The organism is Zooshikella ganghwensis, from assembly GCF_018263875.1.
GTDB classification, from domain to species: domain Bacteria; phylum Pseudomonadota; class Gammaproteobacteria; order Pseudomonadales; family Zooshikellaceae; genus Zooshikella; species Zooshikella ganghwensis.
Window position 1 is genome coordinate 48,209 of sequence record NZ_JAEVHG010000020.1, and the last position, 19,269, is coordinate 67,477.

Sequence of the window (19,269 nt, forward strand, 5' to 3'; positions counted from 1 at the left end):
ATATATCCTTCACTATGGGTATAACCTATTACTAAATAGAGTGGATTTACTTAATTTTGCAAAAATAAGAGCAATTTTCCCCAATACGAGGGTATCGCAAAAGGTCAGGAGCGGAGCAAAGACTAGGAAAAAATCAGTGGCAAAGTGGAGTTTATAGCTCATAAATGAGCATTTTGATATGATTTTTGACGCAGCATTTGCAAGCGCAGTAATTTTGCGACAGCCTCATATATGAGTGTGGAACATGAGGTCTTCATCGTGAGGAGAGCATGAAGTTTGACTCAAGCTAGCGTGAAGAAATATTTAAAAGCTTGCAGATCTCTGTGGCATCTTTACGTAAATAAGCTTTTAATAAATGATGTTGTTGACGTGTTAACCCTTGCAGCTCAACAGTTACGGTGGCTGCCGAGGGCTTTAGCTCATGCATTAATTCATGCCAAAGCTGTTGCTCAAAGCCTTTAACAGCCATTTGAATTTGTTGAAGCAGTTGATCATAAAGAAATAAGGTTGGATGCTGCTGTTCCAACGCATCTATTTTGGACTTTTGTCCTTGTCCAGGTAAACGGTTCCTTGCTTGTTTTTTTTCCATTGGCATGACACCACTGCAAGCGAAGGCCTTACTAAATACCTTAAAATCTCGTGTTTAAACAGCATTGAAGGTTTTGGGTAAAGCCAGGATATTTTAATGAGGGTTCGTACAACCTACTCAATATAAGCGTAGACTATTCATTAAGACTACCCGTAACAAATGGAGTCATGTATCCTAAGCTGCTTAGACTTTATCACTATTAAACCCTGCGCTTTTTTTAGATTACTTTAGAAAAAGAGAGACAATGGAAGAACATTACCAACACCAGCAAATCGAGCGTGAAGCACAGCAACACTGGCAAGACAATCAATCCTTTGCCGTAAGTGAAACGCCTGACAAAGAAAAATTCTACTGTCTCTCAATGTTCCCCTACCCCAGTGGACGACTTCATATGGGGCACGTGAGAAACTACACCATTGGTGATGTTATCTCACGCTATCAGCGAATGCTGGGCAAAAATGTCTTACAACCTATGGGCTGGGATGCTTTTGGTTTACCCGCAGAGAATGCCGCAATCAAACATGGCGTTGCCCCTGCTAAGTGGACCTATGAAAATATCGGTTACATGCGGGAGCAGTTAAAAAGCCTAGGCTTTGCTTATGACTGGAACCGTGAAGTGACTACCTGTGATCCAGACTATTACCGCTGGGAACAATGGTTCTTCACTAAGCTTTATGAAAAAGGCTTGGTTTATAAAAAAATGGCAACTGTCAACTGGGACCCTGTTGATCAAACTGTTCTGGCTAATGAACAAGTGGTTGATGGGCGCGGCTGGCGTTCCGGTGCGCTGGTTGAACGTAAAGAAATCCCTCAATGGTTTATCAAAATTACAGCTTATGCTGATCAATTATTGGAAAGCTTAGAGCAGCTGGAGCATTGGCCTGAGCAGGTCAAAACCATGCAGCGCAATTGGATTGGCCGCTCTGAGGGGATAGAGATGACCTTTTCCCTTGCGGAAACTATTCCCGGCGTTGAAGATTCATTTACCATTTATACCACTCGTCCTGATACCTTGATGGGTGTGACCTATGTCGGGGTTGCAGCAGGACATCCCATTGCCTTGGCCGCAGCAAAAAATAATCCTGCAGTTGCAGCCTTTATTGAAGAGTGCAAGCACAATGCCGTTGCTGAAGCAGAAATGGCCACCATGGAAAAGAAAGGTATGGCTACTGGCTTCCATGCAATCCACCCTATTACCGGTGAGGAAGTTCCTGTTTGGATTGCAAACTTTGTACTCATGGAGTATGGCTCAGGTGCCGTCATGGCTGTTCCAGGGCATGATCAGCGTGACTGGGAGTTTGCTACAAAATATGGTCTACCCATAAAGCAAGTTATTGAAAGCCAGGAAGAAGGCATCAAAGCCGACATTTCACAAGAAGCCTTTACTGAATACGGCGTTTTAGTCAATTCTGGCGCCTTTGATGGTTTAAACTCCAAAGAGGCTTTTGATGCCATTGCTGAACATCTTATTAACGCAGGCAAGGGCCAGCGAAAGGTTAACTATCGTTTGCGTGACTGGGGAGTGTCACGCCAGCGCTATTGGGGTACACCGATTCCCATGATTAACCTGGAAAATGGTGAAACAATTGGTGCACCGGCTGAAGAGCTTCCCGTAACCTTGCCCACTGATGTCACCCTTGACGGCACTACATCTCCGTTAAAAACTGATTCATCATGGTCAGCCACAGTCAGTCCTTTAGATGGTACTCCAGCCAAACGAGAAACGGACACATTTGACACCTTTATGGAGTCATCTTGGTATTACGCGCGCTACTGTAGTGCAAATTACCAAGACGGTATGCTCAATCCTGAGCAGGCCAATTACTGGTTACCTGTTGATCAGTATATTGGTGGTATTGAACATGCCGTCATGCATCTATTGTATTCCCGTTTTTTCCACAAACTGTTACGTGATGAAGGCCTGGTTAATACTGATGAGCCTTTCAAACAGCTACTTTGCCAAGGCATGGTGTTAGCCGAAACCTATTATCGGGAAGACGACAAAGGCGGCAAAGTATGGATAGCACCAGGGGATGTCACCATTGAGCGTGATGAAAAAGGACAAATCGTTGCAGTACACCATAAAGAGGATGGTCAACCTGTTCACTATGCAGGCATGGGTAAAATGTCGAAGTCAAAAAATAATGGCGTCGACCCTCAAGGTACCATAGAGCAGTATGGTGCTGATACCGTTCGCCTGTTCACCATGTTTGCTGCGCCACCGGATCAAGACCTGGAATGGTCAACAAGTGGTGTTGAAGGGGCTCATCGCTTCTTGCGTCGTTTCTGGCGTCTAGCACAAGACCATAGCCAGCAAACGGAAGTTCCAGCTTTGGACATCAGTCAATTAAATGATGGACAAAAAGCGCTAAGAAGAATTACTCACAGTACCATCAAGCATGTTACAAATGATTTCGGCAACAGACTGACCTTTAATACAGCCATTGCCCGCGTGATGGAGCTGGTCAATGCGATGGGTAAATTTACTGATCGCTCACCTCAAGGCGTAGCCGTTATGCATGAAGCCTTGATAACCTGTATAAAACTGTTAGCGCCTATTACACCTCATATCTGTCATCATATTTGGCAACAGATGGGTAACTCAACTGAAATTATTGATGCCCCCTGGCCTGAATGTGACGAAGATGCACTGGTAGCAGACTCGGTATTGATCGTGGCTCAGGTAAATGGCAAGGTACGAGCCAAGCTGACAGTTCCTGCTGATGCCGATAAAGAAACCATTGAGTCCTTAGCGATGACGAATGAAAATGTACTAAAGTTCTTGACCGATAAAACCGTTCGAAAAGTCATCGTTGTTCCTAATAAACTGATCAATATTGTCGCCTCATAGAGGAGTAAGGTATGCGGTCATTATCAAAACGACTGTTTATGTCCCCTATCTTTAAGATGGCCACGCTATTTAGCGTGGTTATGCTGTTAACTGCTTGTGGATTCAAGCTCAGGGGTATGGTTGATGTTGCCAGCCATTTGCAACAACTCAGTGTGCAATCACCAGATAATTACGGGGTATTTAATCGTCGCTTAAACCGTACTTTAGAAAGTAATAACATAAAGATCATTGCCAGCGCACCCTATGTGTTGCGTATTACTGAAAATCTGGATGAGAATAAAATTGCGAGCTTTACTGGTAATGCTCGGGCAGCTCAGTATCGCTTAATCAAACAGGTTAAGTTCCAACTGGAAAATAGCGAAGGCTTACTGCTACTCGGACCATTTGACGCTATGTCTGAACGCGTTTACCTTTATTCATCCAGTAATAAGACAGCCTCTGATTCTGAAGAACGTTTAATTAGAGAAGAGTTAGAGCGCGATATTATTACCCAGATTACCCAGCGTTTGCAGGTTATGACCAATGAAAAAATTGACGTTGCTGAAGCCAATGCCCGCAAAAAGCAAGCTGAAGCAGAAAAAGCTAAACAGCTGGAAGCGCAAAAAAATGTAAAACCCATGCCAAAGCGAAATGCTATAAAGCTAGCACCACCTAATCTTTAATCATTTTTAGTCAAAAACCAAGGTAGTCTCCTGACTCAAGCTTAGCTAAAACCTACGTCTACCTTGGTTTTTTTATGTGTATTTCATATTTACGGCTATTTTCTTATTCATATCAATAAACACTATTAATGCTCTAACCAGCCACATATTCGCAATAGTACTTACCTCTTAATGAAAATTCGCAACGACCAGCTTCAACAACACCTAGCTCAAAACACATTAGCTCCCATTTATATTGTCAGCGGTGATGAACCCCTTATTCAGCAGGAGTGTTGCGATTTAATTCGACAAAAAGCCAGAGACAAAGGATTTAATGAGCGTATTTTGTTGCAGGTAGATGGTAATTTTGATTGGGAAACGCTCCAAGAGCACACGAATAGCTTGTCATTATTTAGTGATAAAAAAATCATTGAAGTACGCTGCCAAAACAATAAATTTAACGAGAAGGCTAGCAAAATACTTAAAGCCTGTGGAGAATCACCCATACTCGACAATGTGTTACTACTGATTACACCTAAGCTAGAAAGTGCTACACAACAAAGTAAATGGTTTAAAGCATTAGAAAAGTCTGGCATTTTTATTCCCATTTGGCCCATCGATGCTCAGCACTTACCTCGTTGGATCAAGCAACGTATGCAGCAAGCAGGTCTAACTGCCACCACACAAGCAATACAGCTCCTCACAGAACGCGTTGAAGGCAACTTGCTGGCAGCTTCGCAAGAAATCGCAAAGCTAACACTTTATGCAGAAAACCAGCATGTTACTGAAGAAACTATTAACGCGTGTGTTGCGGATAGTGCTCGCTATTCCGTTTTCGACTTAATTGAGAATGCACTTGCAGGATCAATAAATCACTGTCTGCGCATTTTTAATGGATTAAAAGCAGAGGGCATTGAACCGGCGGTTATGCTATGGGCAATTACTCGCGAAGTCAGGACTTTACTACAGTTAATCCAATTACAACGCGAAGGTCACTCCCTTGAGCAAGCTATGCAAAACCAACGTATTTGGGAAAAACGAAAACCGCTTATTCGCCAAGCATTAAAGCGAAACTCTGAACAAAGCCTTGAACAAATATTAATGTCTGCCGGTCAGGTTGACGAAGCCATCAAAGGACTCTCTGAAGATAATATATGGTCTTCGCTTCAGTTTTTACTATTAAAACTAGTTGGAGTATCTGTTACTCAGGATTTTCCTCAATAGTTTTTAGAGGAAGCCTTTATTAAGGCCTGTTAATAAAATATTTTTTGTAGATTCAACAACACTTTGTTAAATAACGCTTAGCAATATCAAAAAAATTATAATCATCAATAAATATACAGTCCTTCCAAAAAAATCATTAACTTATACTTTATAGCCTTCGCGAATCATTTTTTTGGGTTTGTTGTCGATATGTGAATATCCCGGCCAATTATCATTATTTCGCTATGGGTATATAAGAAAGCAGTTCCAGCTAATCTCGGCCATCACATATTAAAAGCTTATTATTTCTCTAACAATTCATTACATATAGCTTTTATAAAAGGAATTACGATATGGAAATAATTCCAGAACCCTTTCGCATTAAAATGGTTGAACCTATTAGCTTGATTAGTTCTCAACAACGTCAAAGAGCACTAAAAAATGCTAATTATAACCTTTTTTTACTGGGCAGTGATGAGGTATTTATCGATTTATTAACCGACTCAGGCACAGGTGCTATGAGTGATAAACAGTGGGCTGGGTTAATGGTTGGTGATGAGTCTTATGCAGGAAGTCGAAGTTTTTTTCACCTCCAGAAGAAAGCACAAGACGTCTTTAATTATCACTACATATTGCCCACTCACCAAGGCAGAGGGGCAGAGCAAATCCTGTTTCCTGCACTTATTGAGTATCGCAACTGTCAAAATCCAATTTTTATTTCAAATTATCATTTTGACACCACGGCTGCCCACGTAGAAATTTCTGGCGGAAAAGCAATTAATACTCCCACACCTTATGCATTTGATACAACTTCATCTTATGACTGGAAAGGTAACTTTGATTTAAACGCACTGGCAGCAACCATCAAGCAATATGGAGCCAACCGTATTACCGCTATTATTACAACTATTACGTGTAATAGTACAGGTGGACAGCCTGTTTCTATGGATAACATGCGAGCAGTTTATCGCCTAGCCCAACATCATGATATTCCTGTGGTAATTGATGCTGCACGCTTTTGTGAAAATGCTTGGTTTATCAAGCAACGCGAAAGCGGATATCAAGATAAAACTATCACAGCTATTATAAAAGAAATGTTTCAGTATGGTGATATGCTCACTCTTTCTGCCAAAAAAGACAGTTTAGTTAATATTGGCGGCTTATGTTGTATCAGAGATAATGAAACACTTTTCCGTAATGTTCAGATTCGTTGTATTCCACAAGAAGGTTTTATTACCTACGGCGGACTGGCAGGTCGAGATATGGAAGCACTGGCTATCGGTTTGCATGAAGCAATGGATGAAAACTTTTTGAACTATCGCATCGCACAAGTGCAGTTCTTGGGTAATTTATTGCTTAAAGCAGATATTCCAATACAGTATCCAACGGGGGGGCATGCTGTATTTGTTGATGCAAAAATTTTATTACCCCATATTCCCAGTCACCAATTTCCTGCTCAAGCACTTGCAAATGAACTGTATTTAGAAGGTGGCGTTAGAGGTACTGAAATTGGTTCTTTATTATTAGGCCGAGACCCACAAACTAAACAGCAGAAAATATCACCCTTTGAATTCTTACGCTTAGCAATCCCGCGACGTGTTTACACCAAAAGCCATATGGAATATGTTGCAGACTGTTTAGTTAAAGTAAAAGCACGAGCAAAAGAGATTAGAGGTTTAACTTTCAGTTACGAACCTCCCGTTTTACGCCACTTTACGGCACACTTTAAACCGTGTTTGTAGTATATAAGTCTGAATTCAATGGCCCAAAAGCGAGGGATTTGCAGCCCCTCACTTTACAGGCAAGAATTACACAATTAAATCGCCTTTAGCTTGTTCATCTGCATGATAAGAAGACCTAACCAAAGCACCACTAGCAACTTTACTGAATCCTAATGACTTAGCGATATCCGCTAATTCAGCAAACTCATCAGGATGAACAAAACGATCTACAGGAAGATGGTGGCGGCTGGGCTGTAAATATTGACCAAGAGTAATCATTTCGATGTCATGTTCACGCATATCATGCATCAGTTCAATCACTTCTTCCTTAGTCTCTCCTAGCCCCAACATGATGCCAGATTTAGTAGGGATATGTGGCACCTGCTGTTTATAACGCTTTAACAGTTGTAGCGACCACGCATAGTCAGAGCCTGGACGAGACTTTTTATAAAGTGATGGTACAGTCTCCAGATTATGATTGAATATATCAGGTGGCTCAGCCCCCAAAATATCCAATGCCACATCCATACGCCCACGGAAGTCAGGTACCAGTACTTCAATTTCAGTTTTTGGACAGCGCTGACGAATCTCACGAATACAGTCAGCAAAATGCTGCGCTCCACCATCACGTAAATCATCACGGTCAACTGATGTAATAACCACATACTTTAAGCGTAAATCGGCGATCGCCACAGCTAGATTCTTCGGCTCATCCACATCAAGGGGGTTAGGCCGACCATGTGCAACATCACAGAATGGGCAGCGACGGGTACAAATATCCCCCATAATCATAAACGTGGCTGTACCACCACCAAAGCATTCTCCTAAGTTAGGGCAAGATGCTTCTTCACACACAGTATGTAGTGAGTGCTTTCGTAGTAACTTTTTAATACGCTCAACTTCAGGTGATGCCGACAACCTGACTCGAACCCAATCCGGCTTTCTCGGCATTGCTTCCTTCTCAGTAGGAATCACCTTTACTGGAATTCGAGCAACCTTTTCAGCACCACGCAGTTTCACACCCTGCACAGCACGTTGCGCTTTAGGTTTGTTCACAGAGGCATCAGTCATCAGCTAATTCCAATCATTTTTTGTGATTACTTCTTGGTAATCCAGGTGTGTTGTGAGTTGCTGTTGCAACTGTTCTCCTACTTCCGCCACAGTTATTTTTGGTAACCATTGCGCAAGCTGAGTCATTGCCATACCTGCATAGCCACATGGATTAATTCGACTAAAGGGTTCTAAGTCCATCTTAACATTCAGGGCTAAACCATGATAAGAGCAACCTTTGCGAATTCTTAGCCCTAAAGAGGCAATTTTGGCCTCATCAACATAAACGCCAGGTGCATCTTGCTTTGCTACAGCATTAATGGAGTAACCTTTGAGCGTTTCAATAATTGCATTTTCCAATGCTGTCACTAAAGCCCTAACACCCAACTGTTTTCGTTTAACATTAATAAGCAGGTAGACAATCAGCTGACCTGGACCGTGATAAGTAACCTGCCCTCCCCGGTCTACACTGACAATGGGTATATCGCCAGGTGCAAGTACATGCTCAGCCTTACCAGCCTGACCTTGGGTAAAAACCTGAGGGTGTTCTAGTAACCAAATTTCATCGATATCATCTTGATGCCGTGCTGCAGTATGAGCCTGCATACGTTGCCAAGTCGCTAAATAGGGCTGCAATCCAAGATGCCGTACGATCAATGGTAAGGACATTACAGTACCATCGATACCCGACCACTGGCTTTAAGGTCTTCAAACAAGGCTTTTAACTGATCTTCTCCTGTCGCACGAATTGTGACATTGACAGACATGTACTTACCATTACGACTATCTTTCACAATCGCCTTACCATCGAAGTCAGGAGCATGCTTGAGAATCATTCGGCAAACAAAATCTTTGTAGTCAGGGGCTGCATCACCAATGACTTTGATAGGATAGTCACAGGGAAAAACGATTTTAGGTGGTTCTGGTGGTGTAGATTGAGGCATAACAACATTTAAGCTCGAATTAAACAGACCAATGGTAAATCAGCAGGAAGATTTATGTATGCGTAAATTATAAATGATTCTTCTCAAGGAAGAACCCTTAGATTGGCGGGTTTTTTCTGTAGTCTGCTGCTAGCTGTAACTTGTATTGCTGATAACGTGCCGCAATATCGTGCCACACAGGACCAACGTTCCCATTACCAACGGGCTGACTATCCAGCATGGTCACTGGGCATATTTCTTTCGTAGAGCTAGTAATCCATACTTCATCAGCATTACGTAGCTCACTTTGTAACACCATTCGTTCTGACAATTTATACTGAGTGTCAGCCTGCAGCAGCTCAATGACCAAATCACGCGTAATGCCACCTAATATAGGCATAGTTTTGGGTGGGGTTGCTATTTCATTGCCCTTCACAATGAATACATTGCTAGATGATCCTTCAGTTACCTGGTCCTGCTCATTAATTAAAATAGCTTCATCTGCACCAGCTTCTTCTGCACGTTGGCGATGAAGCACATTAGGTAATAGTGCAATCGCTTTAATATCACATCGTTTCCAGCGTAAGTCCTCTGTGGTCATTGCAGTTATTCCTTGAATATCTGACAACGACTCATCTAGCCTCATTTTCAATGGGGAGGTCATGACCAGAACAGTTGGCACCAAGCCTTTTGGCCACAAATGGTTACGATCAGCAGCCACACCCCGCGTCACTTGTAAATAAATGGATTGATGTTCTCCAGCATTTTCAGCTAAAAGCTGATCAAAAACACCTCTCCATTGCTCATGTGTCAGGGGATTTTCAATACGGATACTTGATAAACTAAAATCAAGACGTGCTAGGTGCTGATCAATTCGGAAGGGTACCCGATAAAATGCAGGAATAACTTCATATGCGCCATCAGCAAACATAAAGCCACGATCCATGACAGAAACCATAGCATCTTGCTGGTTTATAAAACGTCCATTGAGATAAACCTGCGTCATTAGTTGGGTACACTCACCAATTTAAAGAAATAATTTATAGAAAAATAAGCGGATTTCATCCCAAATCACTTTGAAAAATCCCGCCTCATCCACAGCATCTAGCGCAACGATAGGCACTTGCTCTAGTACTTTATCATCCAACTTAACCTCTATACTGCCTAAAGTTTGCCCTTTGGCAACTGGTGCCTCTAATAGTGTATTAAGCTGAACATTAGTTTTAACACTGTCAGTTTTACCTCGGGGAACAGTGATAATTAAATCTTCAGTAATACCTACAGATACTTTATCGGTTGTTCCTTTCCAAATTTCAGCTTGCTGTAGTGGAACGCCACCTTTTTTAATTGCTACATTTTCAAAAAAGCGAAAGCCATAGGTAAGTAGCTTTTGGGACTCACTCGCACGAGCTTTAGGGCTTTTAGTTCCCATAACTACTGCAATTAACCTGCGACCATCTTTTTTAGCCGATGATACAAGACAGTAACCAGCCTCTTCTGTATGTCCAGTCTTTAAACCATCAACATCATCATCACGCCACAACAGTGAGTTTCTGTTAGCTTGGCGTCTTAATGGATTACCTGTTTTCTTATCAGTACCATATTGAAAGTATTTTTCTTTATACACGGCATAACGGTCAGGGTGCTCATAAATAATCGCTTTTGCTAGCGTGGCTAAATCACGGGCTGTCGTGTAATGGTTTTCAGCCGGCCAACCTGTTGAATTAACAAAATGCGAATTACTCATACCCAGCTTTTGCGCTGTAGCATTCATCAAGCTAGCAAAAGACTCTTCACTACCCGCAATATGCTCAGCTAAAGCAACACTTGCATCATTACCTGACACAATAATAATGCCTTTCAATAAGTCTCCAACAGATACCTTTGAGTTCACCTCAATAAACATAAGGGAACCTTTCATACGCCAGGCTTTTTCACTGACCAATACTTGATCATCAAGCGAAATATTTCCTGCTCTTAGTTCATTGTCCGCAACATAGGCAGTCATCAACTTAGTCAGGCTTGCTGGAGGTAAACGTTTATCTGCGTCTTGTTCAACAAGCACCTTACCGGTATCTGCATCAAACAATAAGTAACTTTTAGCCGCCAACTGTGGTGGTGAAGGAATAATGGTGGCAGCCTGTACAGAGCCAACCAATAGTATGAGAATCAACCCAATATAACGTGTCACAAAATTTTTATTCATGGCAACTGTAGTGCTTTAGATTAAGTTAAGAGCTGTATATAAGCTCCATGCATCTGTAAAGAAATAATAACGTTAACGCAGGGCTCTACTCAAGAACCCTGCAGAAGGTTTGGCAAATCGCTACTTGTATTATAAATCAGTCAATATACAAAGCTTACTACTCTACCACCAAATGAGGTTTGCCTAAGCGGGCCTCATTTAGCTGTTGCTGTATTTTGTTAACTACTGTTGAGGATGGAAGTGGTCCAATACGCACTTTATGCAAAGGTCGCTGTGTATCTGTACCTTCAACGATTTTTACTGGCATACCCGTCAGCTGTTGTAATCGATGTCTTAGTTTAAAAGCAGACTGTTGGTCTTGTAATGCAGCAACCTGCAAAAAGAGCTTTTTAGAATGAGCCGAAGAAGCACCTGTAGTATGTGCTTTGCCAGGAGTATCTGCGTATCTGTCTGCCTGGGGCTTTGCTGCTTGATATGTACTTAGCAAGTGTGATGAACCTGCATCCTTCTTAACCGCTGTTTTCAGTAACGGCTTATTGGTAACAGAGGTTTGACTGGCCTTGTAAGTGCGAGGATCAATACCTTCCACTCGAACGCTCGCAGTACCTTGCTGTTGAAAGCCAAGTTTTAAAGCGGCAGCATACGACAGATCAATTTCACGGCCTTTGACAAACGGTCCACGGTCATTAACACGTACAATAGCTGATCGACCATTTTTGAGATTGGTTACCCGTACATAAGAAGGGATGGGCAGCGTCTTATGGGCTGCTGTCATGCTATACATGTTGTATGTTTCACCAATAGCAGTAGCTTTTCCATGAAACTTTGTGCCATACCATGAGGCAATACCTTGTGCTTGATAGCCCACAGCTGTCTTTAGTGGATAATACTTTTTACCTAATACTGTATAAGGTGAGTTTTTCACTGGGCCTTTATGTATTTGTGGTACTGCATCAGGTATTTGACTGGCGTCAAAAGTACCATTAGGTGCGCCATCGTTAACATCCTTAATGGGCATAGTGCAACCACTTAACAATAAAAACGACACCAGAAAGTATTTAGCGAAGCGCGAAACAGAATAAGGGGAACACCCGCAAAATCCTGTTGCATATTTAGATATCAACACGTTGAATAAACCTATTTATCAATAAGTGTTAGCAAAAAACCCTTCAACAAGGATAGCCAACATTGGCTACCTTGTTAAAAAAGAGTATTGCTAAGCCTCTTTAGCTTTGGCCTTTGACTTAGGTTTTATTTTGGCTTTTATTTGGTTACTCAGTTGATGCACGGCCATAGCATAGAGCGTGCTGTGATTATAGCGGGTAATTACGTAGAAATTATTTAGGGTCAACCAGTATTCTTTGCCTTTAACACCTTGCAGCTCAACGCCTCTAGCCTTGGCCTCCCCAGATAAATTAGCATGCTGGTAACGCCAGCCTAGCTGTTGTAATTCCGATACAGTTGAAGCAGGTTTTAAGTCTTTACCTATGCCTTTCTCAAACTGTTTGCCTTTAACAGATACCGGGAATGCTACTGCTTCTCCTGGCTGCCAGCCATGACGACGAAAGTAGTTGGCCACACTGCCAATCGCATCAGTGGGATTATTCCAAAGGTTGATTTTTCCATCATTGTCAAAATCAACAGCATAATGACGAAAACTGCTAGGAATAAACTGGGGATAACCCATTGCCCCAGCATAGGATCCCTTCAGACTTAAAGGGTCTACTTTTTGCTCTTCAGTCATCAGTAAGTAATGCTTTAGCTCAGATTTAAAAAACTTAGCTCTGGGAGGATAATCAAACCCAAGTGTGGCTAACGCATCTAATACACGATAACTGCCTTTATTTTTACCGTAGAACGTCTCAACACCAATAATCGCTAGAATAGTCTCTGCTGGCACACCATAGCGCTGCTCGGCGAGCTTAAATGCCTTCAGGTTATTTTGATAGAACGTGACAGCTGCTTTTACTCGTTGAGGTGTCAAAAAAATCTTTTGATACTCGCCCCATGTTTTAGTTTTTTCTGCAGGCCTGGAAATAGCATCGAGAATACTTTGCTGACGTTTAGCATTTGTTAAAAGCTTAGTCAGCTTTTCCTCAGGCATTTTATGCTCGCTTTTCATTTGCTGAATAAACGACTTTGCCTCAGGGTGGTTTGAATAATCACCTGCCCACACATTAGTGCTACCCATTGCTGCAAGGGTTATATTGAGCGCGATAAAACCATAATTCATTTGCTTACACGTTTTTACAAATTTGTAAGGCTTCTTTAGCATGCTTCACCCTACCTAACTGTTGGCTAGGAGCTTGTCTGATAGAAAAATAACAATTGCTTTTATGTGTGACCACAAGAGAAGGAAAATGACTTCATTCCTACAACATTTGATTTTGTTCACACGACTATATTAGGCAGTTCTCACACAAATACTTTCATAGCAACTTATAAAAAACAATGATTCATTTATCCGGCAATTATCGTCCAATCAAGTTGCGGTGTGTATACACTGACATCATTATGCCAAAACCAGCCATCAACGTGACGATTGATGTTCCACCACGGCTGACCAAGGGTAATGGAACCCCTACCACAGGTAAAAGGCCACTCACCATACCAATATTGACAAAGATGTAGACAAAGAATGTTAAAATAATACTACCACTCAACAGTCGTCCAAAAATGGTTTGCGCCTGCACGGAAATAAACAGGCCACGCACAATGATGGCCAAATAAATAAGCAACAAACACATCACTCCCGTCAAACCAAATTCTTCTGCAAGCACAGCAATAATAAAGTCCGTGTGGCTTTCGGGTAAAAAGTCTAAGTGAGATTGAGTGCCCAACATCCAACCTTTTCCGTGAATACCCCCTGAGCCTATTGCTACTTTTGATTGGGTAATATTCCACCCTGCACCTAGTCGATCACTTTCAGGATCTAAAAAGGTCAATACCCGCTTTTTTTGGTATTCCCGCATCACAAAATGCCACATTGCCCAGCCAGAGGGGATTGCAAGCACAACGGCTGAGCCAATAAGCTGCCAGCTTAATCCTCCAAGAAACAGCACAAACACGCCAGAGGCCGCAATCAGTAACGAGGTACCTAAGTCAGGTTGCTTAGCAATCAAAGCAACTGGAATTGCTATTAAAGCTAACGCCACCATCACATGCCTGATTTTTGGCGGTAGAGTTGAGCGACTGATGAACCACGCAATCACCATAGGCATCACCAGTTTCATAAGCTCAGATGGTTGAAAGCGTACAGAAGACATCCCTGGCACCGCTAGCCAGCGTTGTGCGCCCATGGCACCGACCCCAAACAGCAACACCCCCACAAGCAGCAAAATTCCCAATAGAAAAACAGGTAGCGACCAGCGAGCGTACATCCGTGGTGGAATCTGTCCAAACACAATCATCACGACAAAACCAATACCCAAGTAAATGATTTGGCGCGTCATGATATCTACACTACGACCGCTCGCACTGTAGAGTACAAATAAACCACCGCTAGTTAACAGCAGTAGTAATAACAGCAGAACTGGATCAATATGTAAGCGCTGCCAGATAGAAGGCTCTTGCTTCAGCACATCCTTACTCGATGACATAAATGCTTTACCCTTGTCCTGCTGAAGGTGTTTTTTGTTCGTGCTTTTTAGCCTGCTCTACGGCTTGCTTTTGCAGGCGGGGAATTAAATAGGCGTCTAAGATTTTACGTGCAACAGGCGCTGCTGCCGAACTCCCCCCACCCCCATTTTCAACAATCACTGCAATTGCAATTTGCGGATCATCTAGAGGCGCAAAACCAATAAATAAACCATGATCATGGTGCTTTTTAGCAAGCTTTGACGCATCATAGCGCTCGTTCTGTTTAATACCAACGACTTGTGCCGTGCCGGTTTTACCTGCCATCAAATAAGGAATATCTTTTCCAATCCGGTAGTGGGCTGTTCCTGAACGATCATGAACCACTTTGCGCATGGCTTCATAAACCTGTGTCCAATACTCTGGGTTATTGACTTCTATATCCTTCATTGGGTGAGTGGGCTTCAGTTCAATAGGACTTGTTGATGACTTAAGTAATCGTGGGTAAATCCATTTGCCCTTATTGGCAAGTACTGCGGTAGCAGCAGCCAGCTGCAAGGGTGTTGCTTTCATAAACCCTTGACCTATACCTGTAATTACTGTTTCTCCAGGAAACCAAGGTAAATTACGTACGCCCATTTTCCACTCACGTGAAGGCATCAACCCAGGGCGCTGCTCTCCGACATCCAACGCAGTTCGAATACCTATACCAAAACGCTGTAAATAGTCATGCATTGTGTCTATACCAAGCTTTAATGCTAAATCATAAAAATAGGTATCATTTGACACAACAACAGCTCTTTCCAGATTTACCCAACCATGCCCTCCCCGCTTCCAATTACGATACAGGCGCTTCTGGTTTGGAAGCCGATACCAGCCAGGATCAAACACCTGATTAGCAGGTGTCACACTCCCAGTATTTAAGCCTGCAATTGCCAAAAACGGTTTGATCGTTGATGCAGGAGGATACTCACCAGAACTTGCTCGGTTATACAGGGGCCGGGCAGGATCATTGAGCAAGGCCTCATAAGCTTTAAAGCCGATACCTCTCACAAAGGGATTAGGATCATAGGAAGGTTCACTGACCATGGCTAAAATGCCGCCCGTTTTAGGGTCAAGCGCGACAATAGCACCACTTTGACCATCAAGCGCTTCTATAGAGATTTTTTGTAACTCTGTATCTAAATAAAGCGTCAAATTTGTGCCTGGAATTGGCTCTTTTTGATCAAGTACACGCAAAACTCTGCCACGCGCATTAACTTCTACTTCTCGATAGCCAACCTTGCCAAGCAACTGCTCTTCATAAAAGCGTTCTATACCAATTTTACCAATGGTCGATACACCTTTATATTTCTTTTCATCAAGTTTTTTTTGCTCTTGGTCATTAATATTCTGAACATACCCTATAGTGTGGGTGTATATATCGCCTTGCGGGTAATAACGAATCAGATCAGCTTCTACTTCAACACCCGCCATAAGGTGTTCATTCACTGAAATGCGCGCAATTTCCTCTTCTGTTAAGCGAAACTTTAAGGGTACTGACTCAAAAGGCTTTCGGGGCTTATTACGCAGTCTCTTTTTAAACTGAGCAATTTCTTCTGGCTGAATTGGAATAATTTGATTTATATCTTTAAATGTTTTCTCTAGATCAGCAATACGTTCAGGAGTTAGTGTCAAGTTAAAGCTTGGCTTATTGTCTGCCAAAAGCAGTCCATTAGTGTCGTATATTAAACCACGTATTGGAGGAATGTATTGCAGATGGATTCGGTTTTCATCAGACTGCGTTGAATATTTCTCATGCTCCACGACTTGCAAATAAAAAAGCCGGGATATTAATATCCCGGTCAATATTACTAAAATAATGGATGCTTTTAGAATTCGACTATTAAAAATACGAATTTCTTTACTGTGATCTTTAAAAGTCACTGAATCAGTCATACAGTCATCCTGGGTTTTCCAACCTCCAGATTAACGATGATATGGGTGATTATTTAGAATGGTCCAAGCGCGATAAAGCTGTTCAGCTACCAACACTCTAACCAAAGGATGGGGCAGGGTTAACGGTGAAAGCGACCAACGCTGTTCAGCCGCTTGGCGACATTGAGAAGAGAGACCTTCAGGCCCCCCTATTAGCAAACTGATATTTCGCCCAGACAACTGCCAATCCCCTAACTGGTGTGCAAGCTGATGGGTATCCCACATCTTAGCATTGACATCTAATGCAATAATTTTATCCCCTTTTCCAACAGCCGCTAACATAGCGTCTCCCTCTCGCTGAATGGCACGTTCAACATCAAGAGATTTGCTTCGTTTGGAAAGAGGAATTTCCCGGCACTCCAGTGACACTTCATTGGGAAGACGCTTGGCATATTCAGAATAGCCACTAACAACCCATGCAGGCATTTTAGTACCCACTGCAATGAGGCGAATTTTCATGACAAGCCTTTTGTTAAATCAAAAAAAGCTACGCCTGTTGGTGCTCAAGATCAGATGATGATGTTTCCCACAACCGCTCCAAATCAAAAAACTGACGTGTTGAAGGCAACATGATGTGTGTGACAACATCTCCTAAATCCACCAGTACCCATTCAGCACCATCTTCACCTTCTATCCCCATAGGACGAACGCCATTGGCTTTGGCTTGTTCAATCACGTTATCAGCAAGGGATTTGACGTGGCGGTTGGAGGTTCCGGAGGCAATGATCATATGATCAGTGACGCTGGTGAGATTTTTTACATCAAGGCAAGTGATGTCGTTACCTTTCAGATCTTCAAGTGCAGATATAACTACCTGCTTAAGTTCATCTGATTGCATAAAGCCTTATTTAGTCCTCTCTTTTATCATATTAAATTACATTATACTGTCAGCCAGCCAAGACTGACAGCATAACTGCAGATTATTTTCGAATATGTCCGTTGCCAAAGACGATGTACTTTTGTGAAGTCAGCCCTTCAAGACCTACGGGTCCGCGGGCATGGATTTTATCCGTAGAAATGCCAATTTCAGCTCCCAACCCATATTCAAAACCATCCGCGAACCGAGTAGATGCATTTACCATCACAGAACTGGAGTCCACTTCAGCCAAAAATTGTCGAGAGCGCTGGTAATCTTCCGTGACAATTGCATCTGTATGATGTGAGCCAAAGGTATTGATATGCTCAATAGCCTCACTGACATCAGCCACAACTTTTATTGCTAAAATTGGCGCAAGATATTCTGTTGCCCAATCTTCATCGGTTGCAGGCTTTGCTTCAGAGATAATTGCTCGTGTTTTAATACACCCCCGAAGTTCAACACCATGTTCGGTATATGCAGAAGCAAGTCTAGGCAAGATAGTAGGAGCCACAGACTCCGCAACCAACAATGTTTCCATCGCATTACACACACCATAACGATGTGTTTTTGCATTAACAGCAATAGCCAGAGCCTTCTCTAAGTCAGCACCATCATCAATATAGACATGGCAAATACCATCCAGGTGCTTTATTACTGGTATTGTTGCCTCTCGGCTAATACGTTCAATGAGTCCTTTCCCTCCCCGAGGCACGATAACATCCACATGCTCTGCCATCGTAATCAGGTGTCCAACGGCTGCTCTATCAGTGGTTGCAACTACTTGCACTGCATCAGCAGAAACACCTGACATACTCAAACCTTGCTGAATACACTTGGCTATTGCTTGATTAGAATGAATAGACTCAGAACCACCCCGCAAAATCGTTGCATTGCCTGACTTCAAGCACAGTGCAGCTGCATCAATGGTTACATTAGGGCGAGACTCGTAGATGATTCCAATAACACCCAGTGGCACTCTCATCTTGCCTAGCTGAATACCACTCGGTAAATAACGCATGTCATCAACAGCCCCTATTGGGTCATCTAATGCTGCAACATGATGAATACCTTCTACCATACTATCTATTCGAGGCGGCGTTAGTGCCAACCTGTCTAAAAGCGCTGAATCCAAACCATTAGCGCTTCCTTGCTCAAGGTCCTGATGGTTAGCATCCATGATCATTTTTTGCTGATCATTAATCACACTAGCGATTGCATTTAATGCTGCATTTTTTTGTTCTGTTGTGGCTTGAGCCATTAACCGGGAAGCGCTTCGTGCACGCTTTCCTACATCTTGCATATAAGTTGCAACATCCATTGAGTTTTCCGCCATGAATAAAAGCTATGTAAGTATAAACTTAACCATCTACCAAGCATTTTTAGGAAAAGCTTTCTGATACAGCGTATTAGCCGTTGCTTCTTTGCAAACTAAGGGTCCAATACAATGTATCCAATAACAGACAGCAAAAGTTGTACTGCAATCTTTTCCCCAAAGAGGGTATCGCACAAGCTCAGAAGTGAGGCAAAGACTAGGCAAAAGTCAGTGAAAAAGCAGAGTTTATAGCTCATAAATGAGCATTTTGAGCTGACTTTATAACGCAGCATTTGCCAGTACAATAGTTTTGCGACAGCCTCCAAAATGATTAATAACGAGCTATATCAATATGAGTTAA

General features: G+C 42.4%; 17 protein-coding genes. 4 read left to right on the forward strand and 13 right to left on the reverse strand.

Annotated features, from left to right (window positions below):
• Positions 1–286: 286 nt before the first annotated feature.
• Positions 287–589, reverse strand: a complete 303-nt coding sequence (locus KHS79_RS21130) for a hypothetical protein (RefSeq protein ID WP_094786111.1) — start codon at positions 587–589, stop codon at positions 287–289.
• Positions 590–833: 244 nt separating this feature from the next.
• Between KHS79_RS21130 and leuS the strand changes: the two genes are divergently transcribed.
• The 4 genes from leuS (at position 834) to KHS79_RS21150 (ending at position 7,026) form a co-directional block, all read left to right on the forward strand.
• Entirely contained in the window at positions 834–3,440 is a 2,607-nt protein-coding gene (leuS, locus tag KHS79_RS21135) for a leucine--tRNA ligase (protein WP_212721767.1), read from the forward strand.
• An 11-nt stretch (positions 3,441–3,451) separates the two neighbouring features.
• Positions 3,452–4,102: an LPS-assembly lipoprotein LptE gene (locus KHS79_RS21140; protein ID WP_094786109.1), complete on the forward strand. Its 651-nt coding sequence runs from the start codon at positions 3,452–3,454 to the stop codon at positions 4,100–4,102.
• Between the two features lie 171 nt (positions 4,103–4,273).
• Positions 4,274–5,305, forward strand: coding sequence for a DNA polymerase III subunit delta (holA, locus tag KHS79_RS21145; protein ID WP_094786108.1), 1,032 nt, complete (start codon positions 4,274–4,276; stop codon positions 5,303–5,305).
• 332 nt (positions 5,306–5,637) lie between these two features.
• Positions 5,638–7,026 (forward strand): tryptophanase, encoded by a 1,389-nt coding sequence (locus KHS79_RS21150; protein WP_212721778.1) that lies wholly within the window; start codon positions 5,638–5,640, stop codon positions 7,024–7,026.
• Between the two features lie 66 nt (positions 7,027–7,092).
• Here KHS79_RS21150 and lipA read toward each other — a convergent pair whose 3' ends face one another.
• The 12 genes from lipA to KHS79_RS21210 form a co-directional block, all read right to left on the reverse strand.
• Positions 7,093–8,076, reverse strand: coding sequence for a lipoyl synthase (lipA, locus tag KHS79_RS21155; RefSeq protein WP_094786105.1), 984 nt, complete (start codon positions 8,074–8,076; stop codon positions 7,093–7,095).
• A 3-nt stretch (positions 8,077–8,079) separates the two neighbouring features.
• A complete protein-coding gene (gene lipB, locus KHS79_RS21160) occupies positions 8,080–8,724 on the reverse strand; it encodes a lipoyl(octanoyl) transferase LipB (protein ID WP_212721780.1) in 645 nt (214 codons plus the stop codon).
• On the reverse strand, positions 8,724–8,999 hold the full coding sequence (locus KHS79_RS21165; RefSeq protein WP_027707680.1) for an HP0495 family protein: 276 nt from the start codon (positions 8,997–8,999) through the stop codon (positions 8,724–8,726). The genes lipB and KHS79_RS21165 overlap by 1 nt, the downstream gene beginning before the upstream one ends.
• 97 nt (positions 9,000–9,096) lie before the next feature.
• A complete protein-coding gene (locus KHS79_RS21170; protein WP_212721784.1) occupies positions 9,097–9,984 on the reverse strand; it encodes a D-amino acid aminotransferase in 888 nt (295 codons plus the stop codon).
• Between the two features lie 21 nt (positions 9,985–10,005).
• Positions 10,006–11,184 carry a D-alanyl-D-alanine carboxypeptidase family protein gene (locus tag KHS79_RS21175; RefSeq protein ID WP_212721799.1) on the reverse strand — a complete coding sequence of 393 codons (1,179 nt, stop codon included), beginning with the start codon at positions 11,182–11,184 and terminating at the stop codon, positions 10,006–10,008.
• A gap of 157 nt (positions 11,185–11,341) precedes the next feature.
• Positions 11,342–12,202, reverse strand: coding sequence for a septal ring lytic transglycosylase RlpA family protein (locus tag KHS79_RS21180; RefSeq protein WP_212721802.1), 861 nt, complete (start codon positions 12,200–12,202; stop codon positions 11,342–11,344).
• A gap of 198 nt (positions 12,203–12,400) precedes the next feature.
• Complete coding sequence (mltB, locus tag KHS79_RS21185; RefSeq protein ID WP_212721805.1) at positions 12,401–13,459, reverse strand: lytic murein transglycosylase B; 1,059 nt, start codon at positions 13,457–13,459, stop codon at positions 12,401–12,403.
• Positions 13,460–13,655: 196 nt separating this feature from the next.
• A complete protein-coding gene (gene rodA / locus KHS79_RS21190; RefSeq protein WP_212721808.1) occupies positions 13,656–14,783 on the reverse strand; it encodes a rod shape-determining protein RodA in 1,128 nt (375 codons plus the stop codon).
• 7 nt (positions 14,784–14,790) lie between these two features.
• Entirely contained in the window at positions 14,791–16,698 is a 1,908-nt protein-coding gene (mrdA, locus tag KHS79_RS21195) for a penicillin-binding protein 2 (RefSeq protein ID WP_212721812.1), read from the reverse strand.
• A 30-nt stretch (positions 16,699–16,728) separates the two neighbouring features.
• Entirely contained in the window at positions 16,729–17,196 is a 468-nt protein-coding gene (gene rlmH, locus KHS79_RS21200) for a 23S rRNA (pseudouridine(1915)-N(3))-methyltransferase RlmH (RefSeq protein WP_212721818.1), read from the reverse strand.
• Between the two features lie 28 nt (positions 17,197–17,224).
• Entirely contained in the window at positions 17,225–17,575 is a 351-nt protein-coding gene (gene rsfS, locus KHS79_RS21205; protein WP_027707675.1) for a ribosome silencing factor, read from the reverse strand.
• A gap of 82 nt (positions 17,576–17,657) precedes the next feature.
• Entirely contained in the window at positions 17,658–18,914 is a 1,257-nt protein-coding gene (locus KHS79_RS21210) for a glutamate-5-semialdehyde dehydrogenase (protein ID WP_212721894.1), read from the reverse strand.
• Positions 18,915–19,269 lie beyond the last annotated feature (355 nt).

Coding starts and splice junctions, on each gene's coding strand:
- KHS79_RS21130 (WP_094786111.1), bottom strand. CDS start 589: ATGGAAAAAAAACAAGCAAGGAACCGTTTACCTGGACAAGGACAAAAG.
- leuS (WP_212721767.1), top strand. CDS start 834: ATGGAAGAACATTACCAACACCAGCAAATCGAGCGTGAAGCACAGCAA.
- KHS79_RS21140 (WP_094786109.1), top strand. CDS start 3,452: ATGCGGTCATTATCAAAACGACTGTTTATGTCCCCTATCTTTAAGATG.
- holA (WP_094786108.1), top strand. CDS start 4,274: ATGAAAATTCGCAACGACCAGCTTCAACAACACCTAGCTCAAAACACA.
- KHS79_RS21150 (WP_212721778.1), top strand. CDS start 5,638: ATGGAAATAATTCCAGAACCCTTTCGCATTAAAATGGTTGAACCTATT.
- lipA (WP_094786105.1), bottom strand. CDS start 8,076: ATGACTGATGCCTCTGTGAACAAACCTAAAGCGCAACGTGCTGTGCAG.
- lipB (WP_212721780.1), bottom strand. CDS start 8,724: ATGTCCTTACCATTGATCGTACGGCATCTTGGATTGCAGCCCTATTTA.
- KHS79_RS21165 (WP_027707680.1), bottom strand. CDS start 8,999: ATGCCTCAATCTACACCACCAGAACCACCTAAAATCGTTTTTCCCTGT.
- KHS79_RS21170 (WP_212721784.1), bottom strand. CDS start 9,984: ATGACGCAGGTTTATCTCAATGGACGTTTTATAAACCAGCAAGATGCT.
- KHS79_RS21175 (WP_212721799.1), bottom strand. CDS start 11,184: ATGAATAAAAATTTTGTGACACGTTATATTGGGTTGATTCTCATACTA.
- KHS79_RS21180 (WP_212721802.1), bottom strand. CDS start 12,202: ATGCCCATTAAGGATGTTAACGATGGCGCACCTAATGGTACTTTTGAC.
- mltB (WP_212721805.1), bottom strand. CDS start 13,459: ATGCTAAAGAAGCCTTACAAATTTGTAAAAACGTGTAAGCAAATGAAT.
- rodA (WP_212721808.1), bottom strand. CDS start 14,783: ATGTCATCGAGTAAGGATGTGCTGAAGCAAGAGCCTTCTATCTGGCAG.
- mrdA (WP_212721812.1), bottom strand. CDS start 16,698: ATGACTGATTCAGTGACTTTTAAAGATCACAGTAAAGAAATTCGTATT.
- rlmH (WP_212721818.1), bottom strand. CDS start 17,196: ATGAAAATTCGCCTCATTGCAGTGGGTACTAAAATGCCTGCATGGGTT.
- rsfS (WP_027707675.1), bottom strand. CDS start 17,575: ATGCAATCAGATGAACTTAAGCAGGTAGTTATATCTGCACTTGAAGAT.
- KHS79_RS21210 (WP_212721894.1), bottom strand. CDS start 18,914: ATGGATGTTGCAACTTATATGCAAGATGTAGGAAAGCGTGCACGAAGC.